The 19,641-nt window shown below is 70.3% G+C and carries 13 protein-coding genes; 10 read left to right on the top strand and 3 right to left on the bottom strand.

Annotation, left to right across the window (positions count from 1 at the left end; translation table 11 throughout):
• Positions 1 to 43: 43 nt before the first annotated feature.
• The 4 genes from AC3WVS_RS30015 to AC3WVS_RS30000 are packed head-to-tail and all read left to right on the top strand — an operon-like array spanning position 44 to position 10,054.
• Positions 44 to 6,118 carry an alpha-2-macroglobulin family protein gene (locus AC3WVS_RS30015; RefSeq protein WP_492321553.1) on the top strand — a complete coding sequence of 2,025 codons (6,075 nt, stop codon included), beginning with the start codon at positions 44 to 46 and terminating at the stop codon, positions 6,116 to 6,118.
• Positions 6,115 to 6,819, top strand: a complete 705-nt coding sequence (locus tag AC3WVS_RS30010) for a lysoplasmalogenase (protein ID WP_492321552.1) — start codon at positions 6,115 to 6,117, stop codon at positions 6,817 to 6,819. Before AC3WVS_RS30015 ends, AC3WVS_RS30010 begins: the two co-directional genes overlap by 4 nt.
• Complete coding sequence (gene pbpC / locus AC3WVS_RS30005) at positions 6,816 to 9,041, top strand: penicillin-binding protein 1C (RefSeq protein ID WP_492321551.1); 2,226 nt, start codon at positions 6,816 to 6,818, stop codon at positions 9,039 to 9,041. The genes AC3WVS_RS30010 and pbpC overlap by 4 nt, the downstream gene beginning before the upstream one ends.
• A gap of 59 nt (positions 9,042 to 9,100) precedes the next feature.
• The gene (locus AC3WVS_RS30000) at positions 9,101 to 10,054 is read left to right on the top strand and encodes a delta(1)-pyrroline-2-carboxylate reductase family protein (protein ID WP_492321550.1); all 954 of its coding nucleotides are present in this window, start codon (positions 9,101 to 9,103) and stop codon (positions 10,052 to 10,054) included.
• Here the strand turns inward: AC3WVS_RS30000 and AC3WVS_RS29995 are convergent, their stop codons facing one another.
• Complete coding sequence (locus AC3WVS_RS29995; RefSeq protein ID WP_492321549.1) at positions 10,055 to 10,687, bottom strand: TetR/AcrR family transcriptional regulator; 633 nt, start codon at positions 10,685 to 10,687, stop codon at positions 10,055 to 10,057. It abuts the gene before it with no gap.
• A gap of 175 nt (positions 10,688 to 10,862) precedes the next feature.
• Between AC3WVS_RS29995 and AC3WVS_RS29990 the strand changes: the two genes are divergently transcribed.
• Both AC3WVS_RS29990 and AC3WVS_RS29985 read left to right on the top strand, forming a co-directional pair.
• Complete coding sequence (locus AC3WVS_RS29990; protein WP_492321548.1) at positions 10,863 to 12,851, top strand: alkyl/aryl-sulfatase; 1,989 nt, start codon at positions 10,863 to 10,865, stop codon at positions 12,849 to 12,851.
• 270 nt (positions 12,852 to 13,121) lie between these two features.
• Positions 13,122 to 13,844 (top strand): OmpW/AlkL family protein, encoded by a 723-nt coding sequence (locus AC3WVS_RS29985; protein ID WP_492321547.1) that lies wholly within the window; start codon positions 13,122 to 13,124, stop codon positions 13,842 to 13,844.
• A 72-nt stretch (positions 13,845 to 13,916) separates the two neighbouring features.
• Here the strand turns inward: AC3WVS_RS29985 and AC3WVS_RS29980 are convergent, their stop codons facing one another.
• Positions 13,917 to 14,117, bottom strand: a complete 201-nt coding sequence (locus tag AC3WVS_RS29980; RefSeq protein ID WP_492321546.1) for a heavy-metal-associated domain-containing protein — start codon at positions 14,115 to 14,117, stop codon at positions 13,917 to 13,919.
• Between the two features lie 197 nt (positions 14,118 to 14,314).
• On the opposite strand from AC3WVS_RS29980, the gene AC3WVS_RS29975 reads away from it, so the two are divergent.
• The 3 genes from AC3WVS_RS29975 to AC3WVS_RS29965 all read left to right on the top strand — a co-directional run bounded on the left by AC3WVS_RS29975 (position 14,315) and on the right by AC3WVS_RS29965 (position 18,266).
• The gene (locus AC3WVS_RS29975) at positions 14,315 to 16,804 is read left to right on the top strand and encodes a heavy metal translocating P-type ATPase (protein WP_492321545.1); all 2,490 of its coding nucleotides are present in this window, start codon (positions 14,315 to 14,317) and stop codon (positions 16,802 to 16,804) included.
• Complete coding sequence (gene cueR, locus AC3WVS_RS29970) at positions 16,804 to 17,223, top strand: Cu(I)-responsive transcriptional regulator (RefSeq protein WP_010811293.1); 420 nt, start codon at positions 16,804 to 16,806, stop codon at positions 17,221 to 17,223. Before AC3WVS_RS29975 ends, cueR begins: the two co-directional genes overlap by 1 nt.
• Before the next feature lie 110 nt (positions 17,224 to 17,333).
• Positions 17,334 to 18,266 carry an alpha/beta hydrolase gene (locus tag AC3WVS_RS29965; RefSeq protein WP_492321544.1) on the top strand — a complete coding sequence of 311 codons (933 nt, stop codon included), beginning with the start codon at positions 17,334 to 17,336 and terminating at the stop codon, positions 18,264 to 18,266.
• On the opposite strand, the gene AC3WVS_RS29960 is transcribed toward AC3WVS_RS29965, so the two are convergent.
• Entirely contained in the window at positions 18,263 to 19,150 is an 888-nt protein-coding gene (locus tag AC3WVS_RS29960; protein WP_010811291.1) for a LysR family transcriptional regulator, read from the bottom strand. The genes AC3WVS_RS29965 and AC3WVS_RS29960 overlap by 4 nt on opposite strands.
• Before the next feature lie 263 nt (positions 19,151 to 19,413).
• On the opposite strand from AC3WVS_RS29960, the gene AC3WVS_RS29955 reads away from it, so the two are divergent.
• The coding region (locus AC3WVS_RS29955) for an aldehyde dehydrogenase family protein (RefSeq protein ID WP_492321543.1) at positions 19,414 to 19,641 on the top strand (228 nt) is incomplete at its 3' end.

Raw genomic sequence — 19,641 nt, 5'->3', positions numbered from 1 at the left:
CTCGCCAGGTGCCGCAAACGTGGCGGGAACGGAGGATGGCAGGATGAAGGGAATCGTCGCCCGAGCCGATCGGGGTCTTGGCAGGATGCCAACGCAATTGCATGCGCGGCGCGCAGTCCTGGCCCTGGTGGCCACGCTTGGAATCCTGGCAGCGGGCGGCGCGCAGGCCGCGCAGGTGACGCGCTTCTCCCCTGAAGGCACGGTCGGGCAGGTGCGGCAGGTGGCGATCCGCTTCGACGAGGCCATGGTGCCGATGGGCGACGTCCAGGCCACCGCGCCCGCGGCGGTTTCCTGCACCGGTGCCGGCACCGGCGGGCAGGCCCGCTGGATCGATGCGAAGAACTGGGTCTATGACTTTGCCAGCGACCTGCCGCCGGGGGTGCGCTGCACCGTGCGCATGCGCACCGGCCTGCGCAGCGTGGCCGGCACCGCCTATGCCGGCAAGCCGGAGTACCGGTTCGAGACCGGGGGCCCGACGGTCGTGTCCAGCCGGCCTTCGGGCGGCGAGATCGAGGAAGATCAGGTCTTTGCGCTGCGCTTCAATGGCGCCGCCACCGCGGCCTCGGTGCGCGAGCACGCCTGGTGCCAGGCGCAGGGGCTGGGCGAGCGCATCCCGGTGCGCTTGCTTGCCGGCAAGGAGCGTGATGCCGTGCTCGACGCCATCCACTGGGAACGCATCGCCAGGCAGGCGCCCGATGCCGTGCACCTGCTTGCCTGCCAGCAGCGGCTGCCGGCCGCGGCGCGGGTGCAACTGGTGCTGGGCGCGGGCATTGCCACGCCGTCCGGCGTGGCCACGCGCGACGAGCGCCGCTTTGACTACACCGTGCGCGAACCCTTCACCGCCAGCTTCAGCTGCGAGCGTGAACACGCGCAGTCGCCGTGCACGCCGCTGCGGCCGATGTCGGTCAGCTTCTCCTCGCCGGTGCCGCGCAAGCTGGCCGAGAGTGTGGTGCTGAAGACGCCGTCCGGCCCGCGCGCGCCGCAGTTCGATCCCGACCTGGCGCCGGACGCCAGCGTCAGCGCGCTGACCTTTGCCGCGCCGTTCGCGGAGAAGGCCCAGTTCACCATCGAAGTGCCGCGCAACCTGAAGGACGACAGCGGCCGCACGCTGGCCAATGCCGACCTGTTCCCGCTCAAGGTGGCCACCGCATCGATGCCGCCGCTGGCCAAGTTTGCCGCGGCGCCGTTTGGCGTGGTGGAACGCTTCGGCGAGCTGCCGCGCGGCAAGGCGCCGGCCGACTACCCGCCGCTGCTGCCGGTGACGCTGCGCAACGTCGAGGCCGACCTCGCCGTGCGCGGCGTGCAGGCCAGGGCCGGCACCGTGATGAAGCTGCGCGTGGACGACGACACGGCCGTGATGCAATGGTTTGGCCTGGTGCGCCGCATGCATGAGGCCAGCTATACCCGGGCCGAGCTCGACGCCGTGCTGGCGGGCCGATCCCCGTATCGCGTCAACAACCCGCGCAATGCGGTGTCGATCGAGACGCGCTCGGTGTCTCTGCTGGATCGCGCCCCCGGCGTGCAGAAGCTGGCCGTGCCCAAGCCTTCGGGCGATGCGCCGCGGCCGTTCGAGGTGATGGGCATCCCGCTGCCGGAACCGGGCTTCCATGTGGTGGAGATCGCCTCGCCGATGCTGGGCGAGTCGCTGCTGGGCAAGCGCGCGCCGATGTACGTGCGCACCGCGGCGCTGGTTACCAACCTGGGCGTGCATTTCAAGCTGGGCCGCAGCGCTGGCAATGAAGACGACGGCAGCCGCAGCGGGCTGGCCTGGGTCACCACGCTGGATGACGGCAAGCCGGTTGCCGATGCCGCCGTGGCGGTGCGCGACTGCAGCGGCCGCCTGCTGGGCGAAGGGCGTACCGATGCCAGCGGCGTGGTGCGTTTTGCCAGGCTGGCTGCCGCGCCCGAGAGCGCCTGCGAGCAGAACGGGCTGTCGGGATATTTCGTCTCGGCGCGCATCGCCGCCGGCCACCCGCAGGCACGCGGCAAGGCCGACATGGCCTTCGTGATGTCGGACTGGAACCGCGGCATCGAGAGCTGGCGCTTCAATGTGCCGACCGACACCAGCACCGCACCCACGGTGCGCGCCCACACCATCTTCGACCGCACGCTGCTGCGCGCCGGCGAGACCGTGTCGATGAAGCACCTGATCCGTGCCGAGACCGCGCAGGGTTTTGCCCTGCCGCCGGCCAGCCGCCCGTTGCCCACGCGCGTGGTGATCCGCCATGAAGGCAGCGGCCAGACCTACGAGCTGCCGCTGCAATGGCGCCAGACCGCGACCGGCGGGCGCAGCGCGGAGAGCACCTTCCAGGTGCCGGCGGCGGCCAAGCTGGGGGTCTACAGCGTCGAGCTGGAAACGCAGAAGGGCGAAGGCGCAGCGCAGGACAATGGTGGCGCGCGCAGCTACACCAGCGGCAGTTTCCGGGTCGAGGCATTCCGCCTGCCGGTACTGGCCGGCACGCTGCAGGTGGCAGGCAAGGCGGGGGCCGTGGTGGCGCCTGCCGAACTGCCGGTCGGCGTGGAGATCCACTACCTCTCCGGCGGCGGTGCGGCCGGGCTGCCCGTGCGCGTGTCCGCGCTGCTGCGCGACAAATACGTCAGCTTCCCCGGCTATGACGAGTTCTCGTTCAACCCGCCGCGCGCGCAGCGCGAAAGCGCCAGCGGCGACGAGGAGATGGATGAGGACGGGCAGGGCGATGCCAGTGCCGACAGCCAGAAGCTGGTCGCCGACAAGCTGCCGGTGACGCTCGACAAGAACGGCAACGGCACCGTCACGCTGCGCAAGCTGCCCAAGATTGAAGCCCCGCGCGACCTGCTGCTCGAAGCCGGCTTTGCCGACCCCAACGGCGAGATCCAGACGCTGCGCCAGACCGTGCCGGTGTGGCCGGCGGCGGTGGTGGCCGGCATCCGCACCGATGGCTGGGTCTCGGTCAAGCAGAAGCTGGCCGTGCACGGCGTGGTGCTGGACGTCAACGGCAAGCCGGTGGCGGATGCGCCGGTCAAGATCAACGCGCGGGCACGCATCACCACCTCGGCGCGCAAGCGCGTGGTGGGCGGCTTCTACCGCTATGACAACCGCTCCGAGACGCGCGACCTCGGCACCGTGTGCGAGACCCGCACCGATGCGCAAGGCCGTGCGCGCTGCGACGTGGCGCTGGAGCAGGCCGGCCAGATCGAACTGGTGGCGAGCGCGCGCGACAAGGACGGACGCACCGCGCAGGCGGCCTCGACGGTCTGGGTCACGCGCCAGGGCGAGCTCTGGTTCGGCGGCGAGAACCATGACCGCATCGACCTGCTGCCGGAGAAGAAGTCCTACGCGCCGGGCGAGACCGCGGTGTTCCAGGTGCGCATGCCGTTCCGCCATGCCACCGCGCTGGTCGCGGTGGAGCGCGAGGGCATCTACCAGACCCAGGTGGTGGAGCTGCACGGCAGCGATCCCACCGTGCGCGTGCATGTGAAGCCGGAGTGGGGGCCCAACGTCTACGTGTCGGTGCTGGCCTTGCGCGGGCGCCTGCATGAGGTGCCCTGGTATTCGTTCTTCACCTGGGGCTGGCGCCAGCCGGGCGAGTGGTGGCGCGCGTTCCGCAGCGAGGGCCGCGAATATGCCGCGCCGACCGCGCTGGTGGACTTGTCCAAGCCGGCCTTCCGGCTGGGGCTGGCCGAGATCCGCGTCGGCAATGCGGGCCACCGGCTCGACGTTACCGTGACGCCGGACAAGGCCAGCTATCCGGTGCGCGGCAAGGCGCGCGTGGCGATCCAGGTGAAGCTGCCCGACGGCAAGCCCGCCGCCAACGGCGAAGTGGCCCTGGCCGCGGTGGACCAGGCCTTGCTGGAACTGATGCCCAACACCAGCTGGGATCTGCTCGATGCGATGCTGCAGCGGCGCGGCTACGGCGTGGAAACGTCGACCGCGCAGATGGAGATCATCGGGCGCCGCCACTACGGGCGCAAGGCGGTGCCGGCGGGCGGCGGCGGCGGCAAGAGCCCCACGCGCGAGCTGTTCGACACGCTGCTGGTATGGAACCCGCGCGTGCAGCTCGACGCCGAGGGCCGCGCCAGCATCGAGGTGCCGCTCAACGATTCGCTGACCAGCTTCCGCATCGTCGCGGTGGCGGACCTTGGCCTCGGCCGCTTCGGCACGGGCAGCGCCACCATCGCCGCCACGCAGGACCTGCAGGTGATTTCCGGCCTGCCGCTGCTGGTGCGCGAGGACGACCGCTACCGCGCCATGTTTACGCTGCGCAATACCACCAAGCGCGCGATGACGGTGCAGGCCAGCGCGCGCGGCACGCTGCTCGGCAATGAGGCCAGCCTGCCGGCGCAGACCGTGCAGATCCCCGCCGGCGAAGCGCGCGAGATTGGCTGGGACGTGACCGCGCCCGCGCTGCTGGCGTACTCGCGCAGCGGCACGGTGATGTGGGAAGTGCAGGCGAGCGAGCAGGGCACGGGTGGGGCGGCCGACCGCATCAAGGTGTCGCAGCAGATCGTGCCGGCGGTGCCGGTGACAGTGCAGCAGGCCACGCTGGCGCAGGTGTCGCCGTCGCTGTCGGTGCCGCTCAAGGCGCCGCCGGGCGCGCTGGCGGATCCTGCGGGCAAGGTGCGCGGGGGGCTGCAGGTGAACTTCCAGTCGTCGCTGGCGGGCGGTATGCCGGGCGTGCGCGAGTGGTTCCGCAACTACCCGTTCACCTGCCTGGAGCAGCGCGCATCGAAGGCCATCGGCCTGAACGACACCGCCGCGTGGGACGCGCTGATGACGCAGCTGCCGTCCTACCTCGATGCCAACGGGCTGGCCTCGTACTTCCCGCTGAACGCCGACGGCGACTTTGGCAGCGAAGTGCTGACCGCCTACCTGCTGGCGGTCACCGACGAGGCCGCGCGCGTCGGGCTGGCGCTGCGCATCCCCGACGCGCAGCGCACGCAGATGGAGCGCGGGCTGACCGACTTCGTCGAAGGCCGCATCCGCCGCGACAGCTGGGCGCCGGTGGCCGGCACGCAGTACCTGGAGGCGCGCAAGCTGGCAGCGCTCGAGGCGCTGTCGCGCACCGGCCATGCGCAGGCGCGCATGCTGGGGTCGATCCAGATCCTGCCGGCGCAGTGGCCGACCTCGGCGCTGCTGGACTGGACCCTGCTGCTCACGCGCATGCAGGACATCCCGCAGCGCGAGCAACGCCTGGCCGAGGCGCAGCAGCTGCTGCGCTCGCGCCTGACGGTGCAGGGCACGCGCCTGGCGTTCTCCACCGAGCGCAACGACAACTGGTGGTGGATGATGGCCGGCGGCGACACCAATGCCGCGCGCCTGCTGGCGCTGGCGTCGGAACTGCCGGGCTGGAAGGAAGATGCGCCGCAACTGGCCACCGGGCTGCTGGGCCGGCAGGTGCATGGTGCCTGGGGCACCACCACTGCCAACGCGTGGGGCATGCTGGCGGTGACGCGCTTCTCGCAGGCGTTCGAGAAGACACCGGTGGCGGGCACCACGCGGGCGAGCGTGAGCAATGCGGCCGACGCCTCGCGCAGTTTCGACTGGGCGCGCGCGCAGCGCACCGACGGCGTGGCCGAGGGCAGCGTCGAGCTGCCGTGGCCGACCGGCGCCGACGGCGGCACGCTGCAGGTGGAGCACGCCGGCGCCGGCCATCCGTGGGCCACGGTGCAGGCGCTGGCGGCGGTGCCGGTGACCGCGCCGCTGGCCGCGGGCTACCGCATCAAGCGCACCGTGACGCCGCAGGAGCAGGCGGTGCAGGGCAAGTGGTCGCGCGGCGATGTGTACCGCGTCAAGCTGGAGATCGATGCGCAGGCCGACATGACCTGGGTGGTGGTCAGCGATCCGGTGCCTGCCGGCGCCACCATCCTCGGCAGCGGCCTGGGCCGTGACTCCGCGATTGCCACGCGCGGCGAGCAGCGCAAGGGCGCGGCCTGGCCGGCCTACACCGAGCGCACGCCGCAGGCCTACCGCGAGTACTTCGGCTACCTGCCCAAGGGCACGGTATCGGTCGAATACACGGTGCGGCTGAACAACGCCGGCGACTTCGCGCTGCCGCCCACGCGCGTGGAAGCGATGTACGCGCCCGACGTGTTCGGCGTGGCGCCCAATGCGCGGCTGGCGGTGGGGGCGCGCCCATGAGCTGGCTGTCGATGATGATGCCGGCACGCGTGCGCGAGTGGTGGATCGCGGGCACGCTGGCCGGCATCATCTACGGCGCGCTGCTGGTGCAGGTGGCGATCGAGCTGCCTGAAGGCGCGCCGCTGACCGGGCATATCGCCATGCAGCCCGCGTGGAAGACCGCGATGGCGCTGCTGCTGGCACGCGCCGCGTGGTTCCACCGGCCGCTGGTTGAGCGCCGCTGGCTGGTCACTGCGCTGATGTTCTCGGCCCTGGGCGATCTCCTGCTGGCGCTGCCGACGCTGACGTTTTCGTTCATGGGCGGGCTTGGCGCCTTCCTGCTCGCGCACCTGGCCTACCTGCGCGTGCTGGTGCCGCTGGCGGGCGACACGCGCCCGCACCGGCTGATTGCGTGCGGCGCGATGCTGGGCGTGGCGGGCACCATGCTGGGCCGCTTCTGGCCCAATATGGGCCCGCTGACGGTGCCGGTGGCGGTATACGTGGGCGTGCTGGCGGCGATGGCCTGCAGCGCGCTGGTGGCGCGCCTGCCCACGCCGCTGGCGGCGCTGGGGGCGCTGTGTTTTGCCGCATCGGACATGATGATCGGCATCGCGCGCTTCCTGGTGCCGTTCGAATCCTTCCAGCTTGGCATCTGGTGGACCTACGCCGCGGCACAGGTGCTGCTGGTGGCGGGCATCGTGGCGGGACGCGAGCAGGCATGAAGCAGCGCTGTATTCGCATGGTGCTGGTGACGGCGTTGATCTGGTCCGCGCCGGCCATGGCCCTGCCGTCCTTCGGGCAAGTCCGTACCGACTGGCGCAGTGCCGACGTGGTGGTGCTGGACCGCCACGGCGCTACCGTGGGCCGCGTGCGCGACGACTTCCGCGCGCGCCGCGGCGACTGGGTCGCGCTGGCCGATACCTCGCCCGCGCTGCGCACTGCCATCGTGCTGTCGGAGGACCGGCGCTTCTATGCCCACAGCGGGGTCGACTGGCAGGGCGTGGCGGCCGCGGCCTGGGCCAACCTGTGGAACACACGCACGCGCGGCGCCTCGACGCTGACCATGCAGCTGGCGGGCCTGCTCGATGAGGACCTGCGCCGGCCGGGCGCTCCGGGGCAGGGCCGCAGCTTGACGCAGAAGCTGGGGCAGGCCGCCGGTGCGGCGGCGCTGGAGCGCAGCTGGAGCAAGGACCAGATCCTGGAGGGCTACCTGAACCTGGTGCCGTTCCGCGGCGAGCTGGTGGGCCTGTCGGCGATGTCGCAGGTGCTGTTCGGCAAGTACCCCGAAGGGCTCAACGCGAGGGAATCGGCCCTGGCGGTGGCGCTGGTGCGCGCGCCCAATGCCAAGGCCGCCCAGGTGGCAAGCCGCGCCTGCGGCATCCTGCGCGAGATGCGCCTGCCGCGCGAGTGCGAAGGCCTGGAAGGCTTTGCGCAACTGGCGCTGCTGCGCACCGGGCCGGTCGCGCAGCGCGCCGCGGCCGCCACGCCATCGGCGGCGTCGCCGCAGCTGGCACCGCACCTGGCACGGCGCCTGGTCGGCGAAGCGCGCTCGCAACTGGCCGCGGGCGTACCCATGCCTGCGCGCATCGCGTCCACGCTCGATGCCCGCCTGCAGCGCGTGGCTGCCACCAGCCTGGACCGGCACCTGCGCGAACTGGGCGGGCGCAATGTCGAGGACGGCGCGGTGGTGGTGATCGACAATGCCAGCGGCGACGTGCTGGCCTATGTGGGCTCGTCGGGCACGCTGTCAGGCGCCGCGCAGGTGGACCACGCGGCGGCGCTGCGGCAGGCGGGCTCGACGCTCAAGCCCTTCCTGTACGAGCAGGCGCTGGAAGAGACGCGGCTGACCGCGGCCTCGCTGCTGGACGACCGGCCCGTAAACCTGCCGGTCGGCGGCGGGCTCTACGTGCCGCAGAACTACGACCACCGCTATGCCGGCTGGGTCAGCCTGCGCGCGGCGCTGGCCGCGTCGCTGAACGTGCCCGCGGTGCGCACGCTGGTGATGGTGACCCCGCACCGCTTCCACAAGCGGCTGGTGGCGCTGGGGCTGCCGTTGGCCGAGGCCGGGGACTACTACGGGTTCAGCCTGGCGCTGGGCAGCGCCGACGTGTCGCTGCTGGCGCTGACCAATGCGTACCGGGCACTGGCCAATGGCGGGCGCTACGCGCCGCCACGGCTGCGGGAAGGGGCAGCGGCCGCACCGATGACAGCGGTGATGCAGCCGGGCGCGAGCTACGTGATCGCCGACATCCTGTCGGACCGCCATGCGCGCGCGCGCACCTTCGGCCTGGACAGCCCGCTCACCACGCGCTTCTGGACCGCGGTGAAGACCGGCACCAGCAAGGACATGCGCGACAACTGGTGCATCGGCTGGTCACAGCACTACACCGTGGGCGTGTGGGTCGGCAATGCCAGCGGCGCCAGCATGCACGAGGTTTCGGGCGTATCGGGCGCAGCGCCGGTCTGGCACGACATCATGGAAGCGCTGCACCGCGCGCGCGCCAGCCACGCGCCCGCCATGCCCGCCGGCGTGCAGCGCGTGGCGCTGAGCTTCGACGACGGGCTGGAGCCGGCACGCGATGAAGTCTTTCTGGCCGGCACGGCGATCCGGCGCGTCAGCGTGAGCGCACCCGCCGCGCGCCCGACCGCACCCGTGATCGCCAATCCCGCCGACGGCACCGTGTTTGCGTTGGACCCCGACATGCCGCCCGCGGCGCAGCGGGTCTGGTTCCATGCCGAGGGCGTGGCCGGCCAGACCGCGCGCACGGTCAGCTGGCGCATGGACGGCAAGCCGCTGGGGCGCGGCGGCGAGGTGGCATGGCTGCCGTGGCCGGGGCGGCACCAGGTGGAGCTGCTCGATGCGTCTGGCAAGGTGGTGGACCGCATCGGCATCGAGGTGCGTGGCGCGTCAGTGCGCGCGCCGGTGCCAGCGGCCAAGCGCTGAGGCCGCAGGCGCTCTGTGCGCAATAATGGCGCTTCGCAACGTCTTGCCGGAGCCAGCGCATGTCCCTCGTCCCCCTCGATGCCGCCAGCACGGCGGCGCGCCTGCCGTATCCCGAACTGGCGCAAGCCATCGCCGACATGCTGGCCGAGCTGCGCGACGGCACCGCCATGGCGCCGCCGCGCATTGCGCTGCCGGTGGGCGATGCGCAAGGTGGCGAAGGCACGCTGCTGGTGATGCCCGCGCGCAACCGCAGCCTGGTGATGACCAAGAACATCACCGTCCATCCCGGCAACCCGCAGCGCGGGCTGCCCAATATCCTCGGCGAGGTGGTGGTGGCCGACGCGCACACCGGCGCGCGCATCGCCATGCTCGACGGCCCCACGGTGACGGGACGGCGCACCGCGGCCGTGTCGCTGCTGGCGGCGCAGTGCTTTGCCGCGCGCAAGGATGGCGAGTTGCTGATCGTCGGCGCCGGGGTGCAGGCGCTGACGCACCTGGAGGCCTTCGTGGCCGGGCTGGGCGTGCGCAAGGTGTGGCTGCATTCGCGCACGCGCGACAAGGCCGAGGCGCTGGCCGCGCACGCGCGCACGCTGGGGGTGCAAGCGCAGGTGGCCGAGTCGGTCGCGGCGGTATTGCGCCGGGTATCGATGGTGGTGACGGTCACGTCCAGCCGCAGCCCGGTGCTGCCGGACCTGGACAGCGGCCTCTGGCGCGACGATCACTTCATTGCCGCGGTCGGCGCGTTCCGGCCCGACATGTGCGAACTGCCGCCGGCGCTGTGCCATGCGGCCGCGGATAGCGGCCGGCTGCTGGCCGATACCCTGTTCGGGATCGAGGACGAGGCCGGCGACCTGCTGCAGGCCGGCATCGACTGGGCCGACGTGCAGCCGTTCGAGACCGCGATCCTGCAGGCCGATGCCATCCGCGCGCGGGCTGGCAGCCCGCTGGTGTTCAAGAGCGTGGGCTACGCGCTGTGGGACCTGGCCGCTTGCGTGCTGGCCAGCCGCGGCTGATTACTCGCCGCCGTCCCTGGCGCGCAGCCAGTCGCTGAAAAGCTCGCGCGCCGGCGCCAGGAAGCCGGCGATCGGTTCGCTGCGGTCGCTGGCATACCAGTGGCAGTAACAGCCATGGATGGTCGCCACCATCAGGCGCGCCATCGGCGCGGGCAGTGGGCGCCCCGGGGCGGACAGCGCATCGACCAGGTCCTGCACATGCGCGTCCCAGCTGCGGCGGATCTCCTCGCGCACGCTGGGCGGCACGCTGCCTGAGAACAGCAGGGCCAGCACGACACCCTTGGCTTCCGGATTGGCCGTGAAATAGTCGGCCACCCGGTCGAAGGCGTTTTCCAGCCGCCGCGCCGCGGTCTTGCCCCGGTGCGGCTCTGCGCCCAGCCCCTCGCCAATGTCCCGGAACAGGCTGGTTGCGGCTTCCGCCAGCAGCATTTCCTTGCTGCCGAAATGCCACAGCAGGCTGCTCTTGGCCACGCCGGCCTCGGCGGAGATCTGGTCGAGGGTCACCTCGGCGTAGCCGTGCGCGCTGATCAGTCCGCGCGTCACGGCAATGACGCGTTCGCGCGTTTCCAGGCCGCGGCGGTTCTTGGTGACGGAGGCTGGAGGCTTTTGTGCGGCCGGGCGGGTCGGTGGCATGGGCGGGGCGGAAGACAGGTGGTGCCGGCAGCAATTTAAGAGTATTCGGGCCGGATGCCTATTTGACAGCGGCCGGGATCTGCCAGCAAACTCCAGTATTGTACTGAACGTTCAGCACAATTACAGAAGCCAGGCCGGAGACGGACATCCGGCCCAGGATTTCCAGGAGACCAAGATGTCGTACCCGACTGCCATTGCCGCAGCCGCCGCCGCGCTGGCTGCAGCCGCAATCAGCCTTGCCGGCACCGCCGGCGCCGCACCTGCCCCGGCCACCGCGGGCAATCCAGCCACCGATGCCACCGCCCGTGCCAATGCGGCGGTGCTGCAACAACTGCCGTTCCAGGACCGGCGTGACTTCGAGGCAGCGCGCCGTGGCTTTATCGGCACGCTGGACAATGCCGAGATCCGTGACGCCAAGGGCAACGTGGTGTGGGCGCTGGACCCGTACGGCTTCCTCAAGCAAGACCAGGCGCCAGCCACCGTGAACCCCAGCTTGTGGCGCCAGGCCCAGCTGAATATGCACAACGGGCTGTTTCAGGTGACGGATCGGATCTACCAGATCCGTGGCTTCGATATCGCCAACATGACGATCATCGAGGGCGATACCGGCCTGATCGTGATCGACCCGCTGACGGCGATGGAAACCTCGCGCGCCGGCCTCGACCTGTACTTCAAGCACCGGCCCAAAAAGCCAGTGGTCGCGGTGATCTACACGCACAGCCATGGCGACCACTTCGGCGGGGTCAAGGGTGTCATCAGCGAAGACGACGTCAAGGTCGGGCGGGTCAAGGTGCTGGCCCCGGAAGGCTTCATGGAAGAGGCCGTCAGCGAGAACGTTTTCGCCGGCAACGCCATGAGCCGCCGCGCGCAGTACATGTATGGCTTCAACCTGCCGCGCTCGGCCACCGGGCAGGTGGATGCGGGGCTGGGCAAGGGCGTGGCGCACGGCACGGTGACGCTGATTGCGCCGACGGACCTGATCCACAAGACTGGCGACACGCGCACCATCGACGGCGTGCAGATCGAATTCCTGATGGCGCCGGGCACCGAGGCCCCGGCCGAGATGCTGATGTACTTCCCGCAGTGGAAGGCACTGTGCGCCGCCGAGGACGCCACCCACAACCTGCACAACCTGTACACCATCCGCGGCGCCCAGGTGCGCGACGCCAACCAGTGGTGGCGCGCGCTGGACGAGACCATCGACCGCTTCGGCGGCCGCACCGAGGTCCTGTTCGCCCAGCACCACTGGCCTACCTGGGGCCGCCAGGACATCGTCACCTACCTGGGCAAGCAGCGCGACGGCTACAAGTACATCCATGACCAGTCGCTGCGGCTGGCCAACATGGGCTACGTGCCGGCCGAAATCGCAGAGCGCGTGAAGCTGCCGCCGCCGCTGGCTGCCGAATGGCATCTGCGCGACTACTACGGCACCGTCAGCCACAACGCCAAGGCGGTGTACCAGCGCTACCTGGGCTGGTATGACGCCAATCCTGCCAACCTGAACCCGCTGCCGCCGGAAGAGGCGGGCAAGCGCTATGTCGAATTCATGGGCGGCGCGCCCCGCGTGCTGGAGCAGGCGCGCGCAGCGTACGCGCGTGGCGAGTACCGCTGGGTGGCCGAGGTGGTCAAGCACGTGGTCTTTGCCGATCCGTCCAACCAAGCAGCCCGCCGGCTGGAAGCCGACGCGCTGGAGCAGCTTGGCTACCAGGCCGAATCCTCGACCTGGCGCAATGCCTACCTGACCGGTGCCGCCGAATTGCGCAGCGGCCCGCCCCAGGCCGGCCGCCGCGCCGGCAGCCCGGACGTGCTGCGTGCCATGACCGACACCATGTTCCTGGACTACCTGGCGATCAGCCTGAACGGCGACCGCGCCGCGGGCAAGACGCTGGCACTGAACTGGGTACAGCCGGACACCGGCAAGCGCTTTGCGCTGACGGTTGAGAACGGCGTGTTCCGCTACAAGCCCGACGCGCAGCACGCGTCCCCGCAGGCCACGCTGACCATGCCGCGCGCCGTGCTGATGGGCGTGCTGGCCGGCCAGACCACGCTGCAGGCCGAGACCCAGGCGGGCCGCGCGCGCGTGGACGGCGACCCGCAGGCGCTGGTGGCGTGGACGGCGCTGATGGACAAGGCCGAGCCGAACTTCAGCATCGTGACACCCTGACCGCACAGGGATGGGGCAGGCGCGCGGCCACTGTTGCGTGCCCGCCCTATAAAACCGCTCTTGCCTGAGGGTTTTTTCCTGCGCGCGGCATAAACCGTTGTGCGGATGCCTCGGTGACCCGCCCTGAGAGCCGCTCCCATGCTGGTTTCTTAGTGGTTAACCCTCCTTTTAGGGGGCGTCCTCTACGAATCAGTGTCATCGGTGAAACAGTCGTGCACCGGCTGGCCGGATAATGCACACGGCAGTAACCGAAAGAGGAGTAAGAGGATTATGAAATCGACCTATAAGAAGATGCTGGCGGCGGGCGCTGTCATGGCGCTGGCCGGAGCCGCACACGCGCAGTCCGCCGGCAGTAATATCGTCAGCCTGGGCTGGTTCCGCGTGATGCCGAACAGCTCCGCCGATCCGCTGACTGTCGACAGCATCAACGGCCGCCCGGTGGGCCTGACCCGGCCGAACACCGGCGCGGAAATCGAATCCGCCGACACGCTGGGCCTGGGCTTCACGCACTACTTCACCGACAACATCTCCGGTGAAATCGTCGCGGGCATTCCGCCCAAGCACGACGTCAAGGGCACCGGCAACTATGCCCAGTATGGCAAGCTCGGTTCGGTCAAGCAGTGGAGCCCGGCGCTGCTGGTCAAGTACCACTTCTTCGACGCCAAGACCAGGTTCCGTCCCTATGTCGGCATCGGCGTGAACTACACCTGGTTCACCGATGAGACCATCACCAACCAGAACTTCGTCAACCGCGAGTTCGTGCCGGGTGCGCGCATGACCGCCAGCGCCAAGCCGTCGTGGAACCCGGTCTTCAACATCGGCGCCAACTACGCCATCAACGACAACTGGTTTGTCGGCCTGTCGGTCTCGTACGTGCCGGTGTCGACCCGCGCGTCCTTCACCACCCAGGCGGGCCCGGTGACGATCCAGTCGCACACCAAGATCAAGATCGATCCCGTTGTGACCTTCCTGAACGTGGGCTACCGCTTCTGAGCGCGGCACACTGACGGCAGAAAGGGCACCGGGGGGTGCCCTTTCTTATTGGCGCCGGCTGCGGTGGCCAGCTTACGCCACCGACCTGACCGGATAGCCGGCCTCTTCGATGGCATCGCGCAGGGCCTCTGTGTCGGCGCTGCTCTCGACGCGTACGGCCTGGGCGGGCACATCCGCGCTGACACGCGCGGCCGGGTCAACCGCCTGTACGGCACGCGTGATGGCGCCCACGCAGTGGTTGCACGACATGCCTTCGACCTGGAACTGGATCATGGTGGGACTCTCCTGAACGGGATGGGACGGGCGGCGGGTGCCGCGACAGATGTAGTTTGAACGTTCCCATGGTGGGAAGCGCAAGAGGAATTTATTGGCGCTTATGTGACGGTAACACCCTGTGCATCCGACCTTGACCTTCCAATGATGGTAAGGTCCATGATGCTGACATCGACACTGTGGATGACTCAGAACCCATGCCAAATTCCAGCGCTGTGCTCGCTTCACAACCTGTCAGGCCGGCTGACCGGCCGGCCGACGAAATGCCCGAATGGCGCCTGCCGGTAGACGGCATGACTTGCGCCTCATGCGTGCGCCGCGTGGAGAACGCGCTGGCCCGGGTGCCGGGCGTGCGCGACGTGGCCGTCAACCTGGCAACTGAAGCCGCAACGCTGCGCGCCGACTCGGGCGCGGTGCTGCCGGCCGCCGCCCGTGCCGTGGCCGATGCCGGCTACACGGTGCCGCAGGACACCATCGAGCTGAATATTGCCGACATGACCTGCGCCTCATGCGTTGGCCGGGTCGAGAAGGCGCTGCGCGGCGTGCCGGGCGTGATGGAGGCGCAGGTCAACCTGGCGACCGAGCGCGCCAGCGTCACGCTGCTGCGCGGCGCGGCGGATACCGCTGCGCTGGTGGCCGCGGTCGCGCGCGCCGGCTATGGCGCGACGCCGGTGGCCGATGCCGCATCGCAGGCGCCGCAGGCCGGGCAGGGCACTGCCTTCTGGGACGGCCCCTGGCCGGTGGCGATCTCGGCGGCGCTGTCGCTGCCGCTGGTGGCGCCCATGGTGCTGGAATGGTTCGGCGTGCACTGGATGCTGCCGGCATGGCTGCAGTGGCTGCTGGCCACGCCGGTGCAGTTCGTGTCCGGCTGGCGCTTCTACAAGGCTGGCTGGAAGGCGGTGCGTGCCGGCGCGGGCAATATGGACCTGCTGGTGGCGCTGGGCACGACGGCGGCCTATGGGCTGTCGCTGTGGCTGATGTGGCGCACGCCGGCCGACGCCATGCCGCACCTGTACTTCGAAAGCGCGGCGGTGGTGATCACGCTGGTGCGCCTGGGCAAGTGGCTGGAGACCCGCGCCAAGCGCCAGACCGCCGATGCCATTCGCGCACTCGCGGCGCTGCGTCCCGATACCGCGCGCGTGCGCCGCGGCGGTGTGGAGCAGAGCGTGCCGCTGGCGGCGGTGCGCGTAGGCGACGAGGTGGTGGTGCGCCCCGGCGAACGCATCCCGGTGGACGCCGAGGTGATCGAAGGCAACAGCCACGCGGACGAATCGATGCTGACCGGTGAAAGCGTGCCGGTGCCGAAGAAGCCCGGCGACCGCATCACCGGCGGCGCCATCAATTTCGAAGGGCTGCTGGTTGCGCGCACCGAGGCGGTGGGCGCCGAGACCGTGCTGGCACGCATCATCCGCATGGTCGAGCACGCACAGGCGGCCAAGGCGCCGATCCAGCGCATGGTCGACCAGGTCAGCGCGGTGTTCGTGCCGGTGGTGCTGGGCATTGCGCTGCTGACGGTGCTGGGCTGGGGCCTCTTTGCCGGAGACTGGGAAACCGCATTGCTCAACGCGGTGGCGGTGCTGGTGATCGCCTGCCCGTGCGCGCTGGGCCTGGCCACGCCCACGGCAATCATGGCCGGCACCGGCGCCGGCGCGCGCGCCGGCATCCTGATCAAGGACGCCGAGGCACTGGAGGTGGCGCACCGCGTCAGCGTCGTGGCATTCGACAAGACCGGCACGCTCACGGTCGGCAAGCCGGAAGTGGTGGCGCTGCATGCGGCCGATCCCGCCGATGCCGACGGCAGCGCGCTGCTGGCGCGGCTGGCCGCGCTGCAGGCCGGCAGCGAGCATCCGCTGGCCCGCGCCGTGCTGGCCGCGGCGCAGGCGCGCGGCATTGCCGCGCCGCAGGCCACCGAGGTGCAGGCCCTGCCGGGCCGCGGCATTGCCGGCGTGGTGGACGGCCAGGCGCTGCAACTGGGCAGCGAGCGCCTGCGTGACGCGCTGGGCGCAGCGGCAGGCTCGCTGGCAACGCTGGCGGAGCAGTTGCGCGCGGATGGCCGTACCGTGTCGTGGCTGGTCGAAACCACGCCGCCGCGCGTGGCCGGGCTGGTCGCGTTCGGCGATGCCATCAAGCCGGGCGCGCCGGCGGCGATCGCCAGGCTGCGTGCGGCCGGCGTGCGCACCGTGATGCTGACCGGTGACAATGCCGGCGCGGCGGCTCGCGTCGCGCAGGCACTGGGGCTGGACGACGTGCAGGCCGAGGTGCTGCCCGAGGACAAGGCCGCCCGGGTGCAGGCGCTGGGGCGCGATGGCGCGGTGGTGGCGATGGTGGGCGACGGCATCAACGATGCGCCGGCGCTGGCGGCGGCGCACGTGGGCATTGCCATGTCGACCGGCACCGACGTGGCCATGCACGCCGCCGGCATCACGCTGATGCGCGGCGACCCGGCGCTGGTGGCCGATGCGCTGGCGGTCTCGCACCGCACCGTGCGCAAGATCCGGCAGAACCTGTTCTGGGCTTTTTTCTACAATGTGGTGGGCATTCCGCTGGCCGCAGCCGGCTTGCTGAACCCGGTGGTGGCGGGTGCGGCGATGGCGTTCTCCAGTGTCAGCGTGGTCAGCAATGCGCTGCTGCTGCGCCGCTGGCGTCCACAAGCCGGTGCGGCACCTGCCGCGCAAGGAGGTGAGTGATGAATATCGGCGAAGCGGCGCAGGCGTCGGGCGTGTCGGCCAAGATGATCCGGCACTATGAATCGATCGGGCTGGTGGCGGCACCGCCGCGCACCGAGGGCGGCTACCGCCGCTATGACGAACGCGCGGTGCACAACTTGCGCTTCGTGCGGCGCGCCCGTAATCTGGGATTCTCGCTCGACGAGATCCGCAACCTGCTGTCGCTATGGCATGACCGCGGCCGCGCCAGCGCCGACGTCAAGGCGCTGACGCTGCGGCATGTGGCCGACCTTGAGCTGCGCATCGCCGAACTGGCGGCCATGCGCGACACGCTGCGCGAGCTGGCGCAGCACTGCAGCGGCGACGACCGGCCGGATTGCCCGATCCTGGCCGATATGGCGCAGCCGGAAGCTCAGGGCAGGCTTGCCTGCCACGGTTGAGCGGGACAGACAGTGCAAGGCAAGGCAGGCAGCAGGCAGCACCACAAAGAATAACGACAGCCGGCGCCAGCGCTTTGCTGGCGCTCCGTGCCGGGAGGAGACTTGCGCGAATGGAACAACCGATGACGGACGATCCTGCTATTGCCGGTGTTGCCGGCATGCCTGCCGCTACCCCTGCCGGCACGCACGCGCCGGTGCAGAGCCGCCAGCGCATGCGCGACGGCACCGAGCTGCTGCTGCGCACCTGGCAACCCGATCCGGCGCGCTTTGCCGAGCCGCTCGGCTCGGTGCTGCTGGTGCATGGTCTTGCCGAGCATGCCGGACGCTACCAGCATGTGGCCGATGTGCTGTGCGGGCTGGGCCTGCGCGTGCGTGCGCACGACCTGCGCGGCCATGGCGCCAGCGGCGGCGCGCGCATGGTGGCGGACCATCAGGATGCCTACCTCGACGACCTCGCCGAGATCTATGATGCCGCGGTGCCTGGCTGGAACGAGCTGCCGATCCTGCTCGGCCACAGCATGGGCGGGATGATCGCGGCGCGCTTTGCCACCGCGCGCGTGCGCCCGGTGCGCGCGCTGGTGCTGTCCTCGCCCGCGCTGGCGCTGCGCCTGTCGGGCCCGATGCTGGCGCTGCACCGCGTGCTGCTGGCGCTGGCGCCGCGGCTGCGCGTGCCCAATCCGATCGATGCGCGGCTCTTGTCGCACGATCCCGCCGTGGTGGCCGCCTACCGCTCAGACCCGCTGGTGCAGACCACCATCACCGCCAGTGTACTGGAGAGCTTTATCCGCGGCATGGCGCAGGCCCAGGCCGATGCCGCGCTGCTGGAGGCCCCCACGCTGATGCTGGTCGGCGGCGCCGACCGCGTGGTGGACCCGGCCGGCAGCCGCAGCTTCTTCGACCACGCGCCGCCGGAGTTGCGCGAACAGGTCTGGTTCGAGCACGGCTACCACGAGATCTTCAATGAAGCGCTGCCGCTGCGCGGCGAAGTGTTCGCGGCGCTGACCGGCTGGCTGCAGCGTCACCTGCAGCAGCAGGGACACTAAGTCCGGAACACCGACTCGGCCACGCCGAACACTGCCGCGACGACCGGGTCGTCGCGGCGCGTGGCCAGGCATACCAGCGTCAGTTCGGTCTGCACCGAGACCCCTTCAACGATCACCAGCCCGTGCGCATGCGATTCGCGCAGCGCGATCGCGTCGCGCACCAGCGACAGCCCCACGCCGGAGCGCACCAGGTCCAGCATCGAAGCCTCCTGGTCGACATGCGCCACCTTGGGCACGCCGGCCGGGTCGACGCCGGCCTGCGCAAAGCGCGCGGACAAGAGCCGGTTGTGCGCCGATTCGGGCGGCGTCCAGATCCACGGCAGCGTTGCCAGCTGCGCCCATGAGCGCAGCGCGGTGCGCTCTTTCCAGCCCTTGGGCGCCACCACGTAGTAAGAGAACGGCGTCAGCGTCAGCGCATGGAAGCCGGCGTCAGGCGGCTGGCCCAGGTAGAAGCCCACGTCGAGCGCGCCGCTGCGTACCTGTTGCAGCACCCAGCCCGACATACCGTGGCGCAGTTCTGTGCCGATCTGCGGATGGCGTTCCACCAGCGTGCGCAGCATCGGGCCCAGCCGCGTGAATTCCGGATCGAGGATGGTGCCGATCGCCAGCCGGCCGCGCACGGTGTGATGCATCGCGCTGACGGTGTGCTGCAGGTCGCCCACGCCGTCGAGGATGCGTTCGGCCAGCGGCAGCAGTGCGGCGCCGTCGGCGGTCAGCGTCAGGCCCGCGGCAGTGCGCTCGAACAGCCGGATGCGCCACGCCGATTGCAGCGCTTTCAACTGCAGGCTGACTGCGGGCTGGGTCAGGTGCAGCCGCTGCGCGGCGCGGGTCAGGTTGCCCTCGCGCGCGACGGCAACGAAGGCGCGCAGGTGGTGGAGGTCCAAGGCAGTGTCGGGGCGAAAGGTGGCGCGGGAGCGAGGCGTGGTGCGGCGCAATATTTTGCGTGGCTTATATTGCGATTGACGATAAATCATTGGACGGGGCCGCGCAACTGCACCAAGCTTGCGCTCAATACGGCCCGGCACGCCTTGTGCGGCGCGGCATCGATGCCAGTGCGAGACTGGCGGATGTTTGCGCCAGCGTCTTCACCAGACGCAAAGATCGGGCAAGCCGCATGCCGTCAGCGACCCAGCATTCAGGAGCGGAAGTGGAAGACATAGTTGCAGAAGCCAGCGCGGTGCAGACCATCATCGGCCATAGCATCGCAGGCCGGCAGACACGCGGCGCATCGCAGCGTCTTGCCGATATCTATAACCCCGCCACCGGCGAAGTCGCCGCGCGCGTGGCACTGGCCACCGCGCAGGACGTGGCCGACGCCGTTGCCGCCGCCCATGCCGCATTCCCCGCCTGGGCCGACACCCCGCCGCTGCGCCGC

Source organism: Cupriavidus sp. CPT47-8839-RL05A (assembly GCF_058792255.1).
Note: the sequence above shows the minus strand (reverse complement) of the source record. Positions and strands in the feature narration are given on the sequence as shown.

Coding starts and splice junctions, on each gene's coding strand:
- cueR (WP_010811293.1), top strand. CDS start 16,804: ATGAATATCGGCGAAGCGGCGCAGGCGTCGGGCGTGTCGGCCAAGATG.
- AC3WVS_RS29980 (WP_492321546.1), bottom strand. CDS start 14,117: ATGATCCAGTTCCAGGTCGAAGGCATGTCGTGCAACCACTGCGTGGGC.
- pbpC (WP_492321551.1), top strand. CDS start 6,816: ATGAAGCAGCGCTGTATTCGCATGGTGCTGGTGACGGCGTTGATCTGG.
- AC3WVS_RS29995 (WP_492321549.1), bottom strand. CDS start 10,687: ATGCCACCGACCCGCCCGGCCGCACAAAAGCCTCCAGCCTCCGTCACC.
- AC3WVS_RS29990 (WP_492321548.1), top strand. CDS start 10,863: ATGTCGTACCCGACTGCCATTGCCGCAGCCGCCGCCGCGCTGGCTGCA.
- AC3WVS_RS29965 (WP_492321544.1), top strand. CDS start 17,334: ATGGAACAACCGATGACGGACGATCCTGCTATTGCCGGTGTTGCCGGC.
- AC3WVS_RS30015 (WP_492321553.1), top strand. CDS start 44: ATGAAGGGAATCGTCGCCCGAGCCGATCGGGGTCTTGGCAGGATGCCA.
- AC3WVS_RS29975 (WP_492321545.1), top strand. CDS start 14,315: ATGCCAAATTCCAGCGCTGTGCTCGCTTCACAACCTGTCAGGCCGGCT.
- AC3WVS_RS29985 (WP_492321547.1), top strand. CDS start 13,122: ATGAAATCGACCTATAAGAAGATGCTGGCGGCGGGCGCTGTCATGGCG.
- AC3WVS_RS30000 (WP_492321550.1), top strand. CDS start 9,101: ATGTCCCTCGTCCCCCTCGATGCCGCCAGCACGGCGGCGCGCCTGCCG.
- AC3WVS_RS30010 (WP_492321552.1), top strand. CDS start 6,115: ATGAGCTGGCTGTCGATGATGATGCCGGCACGCGTGCGCGAGTGGTGG.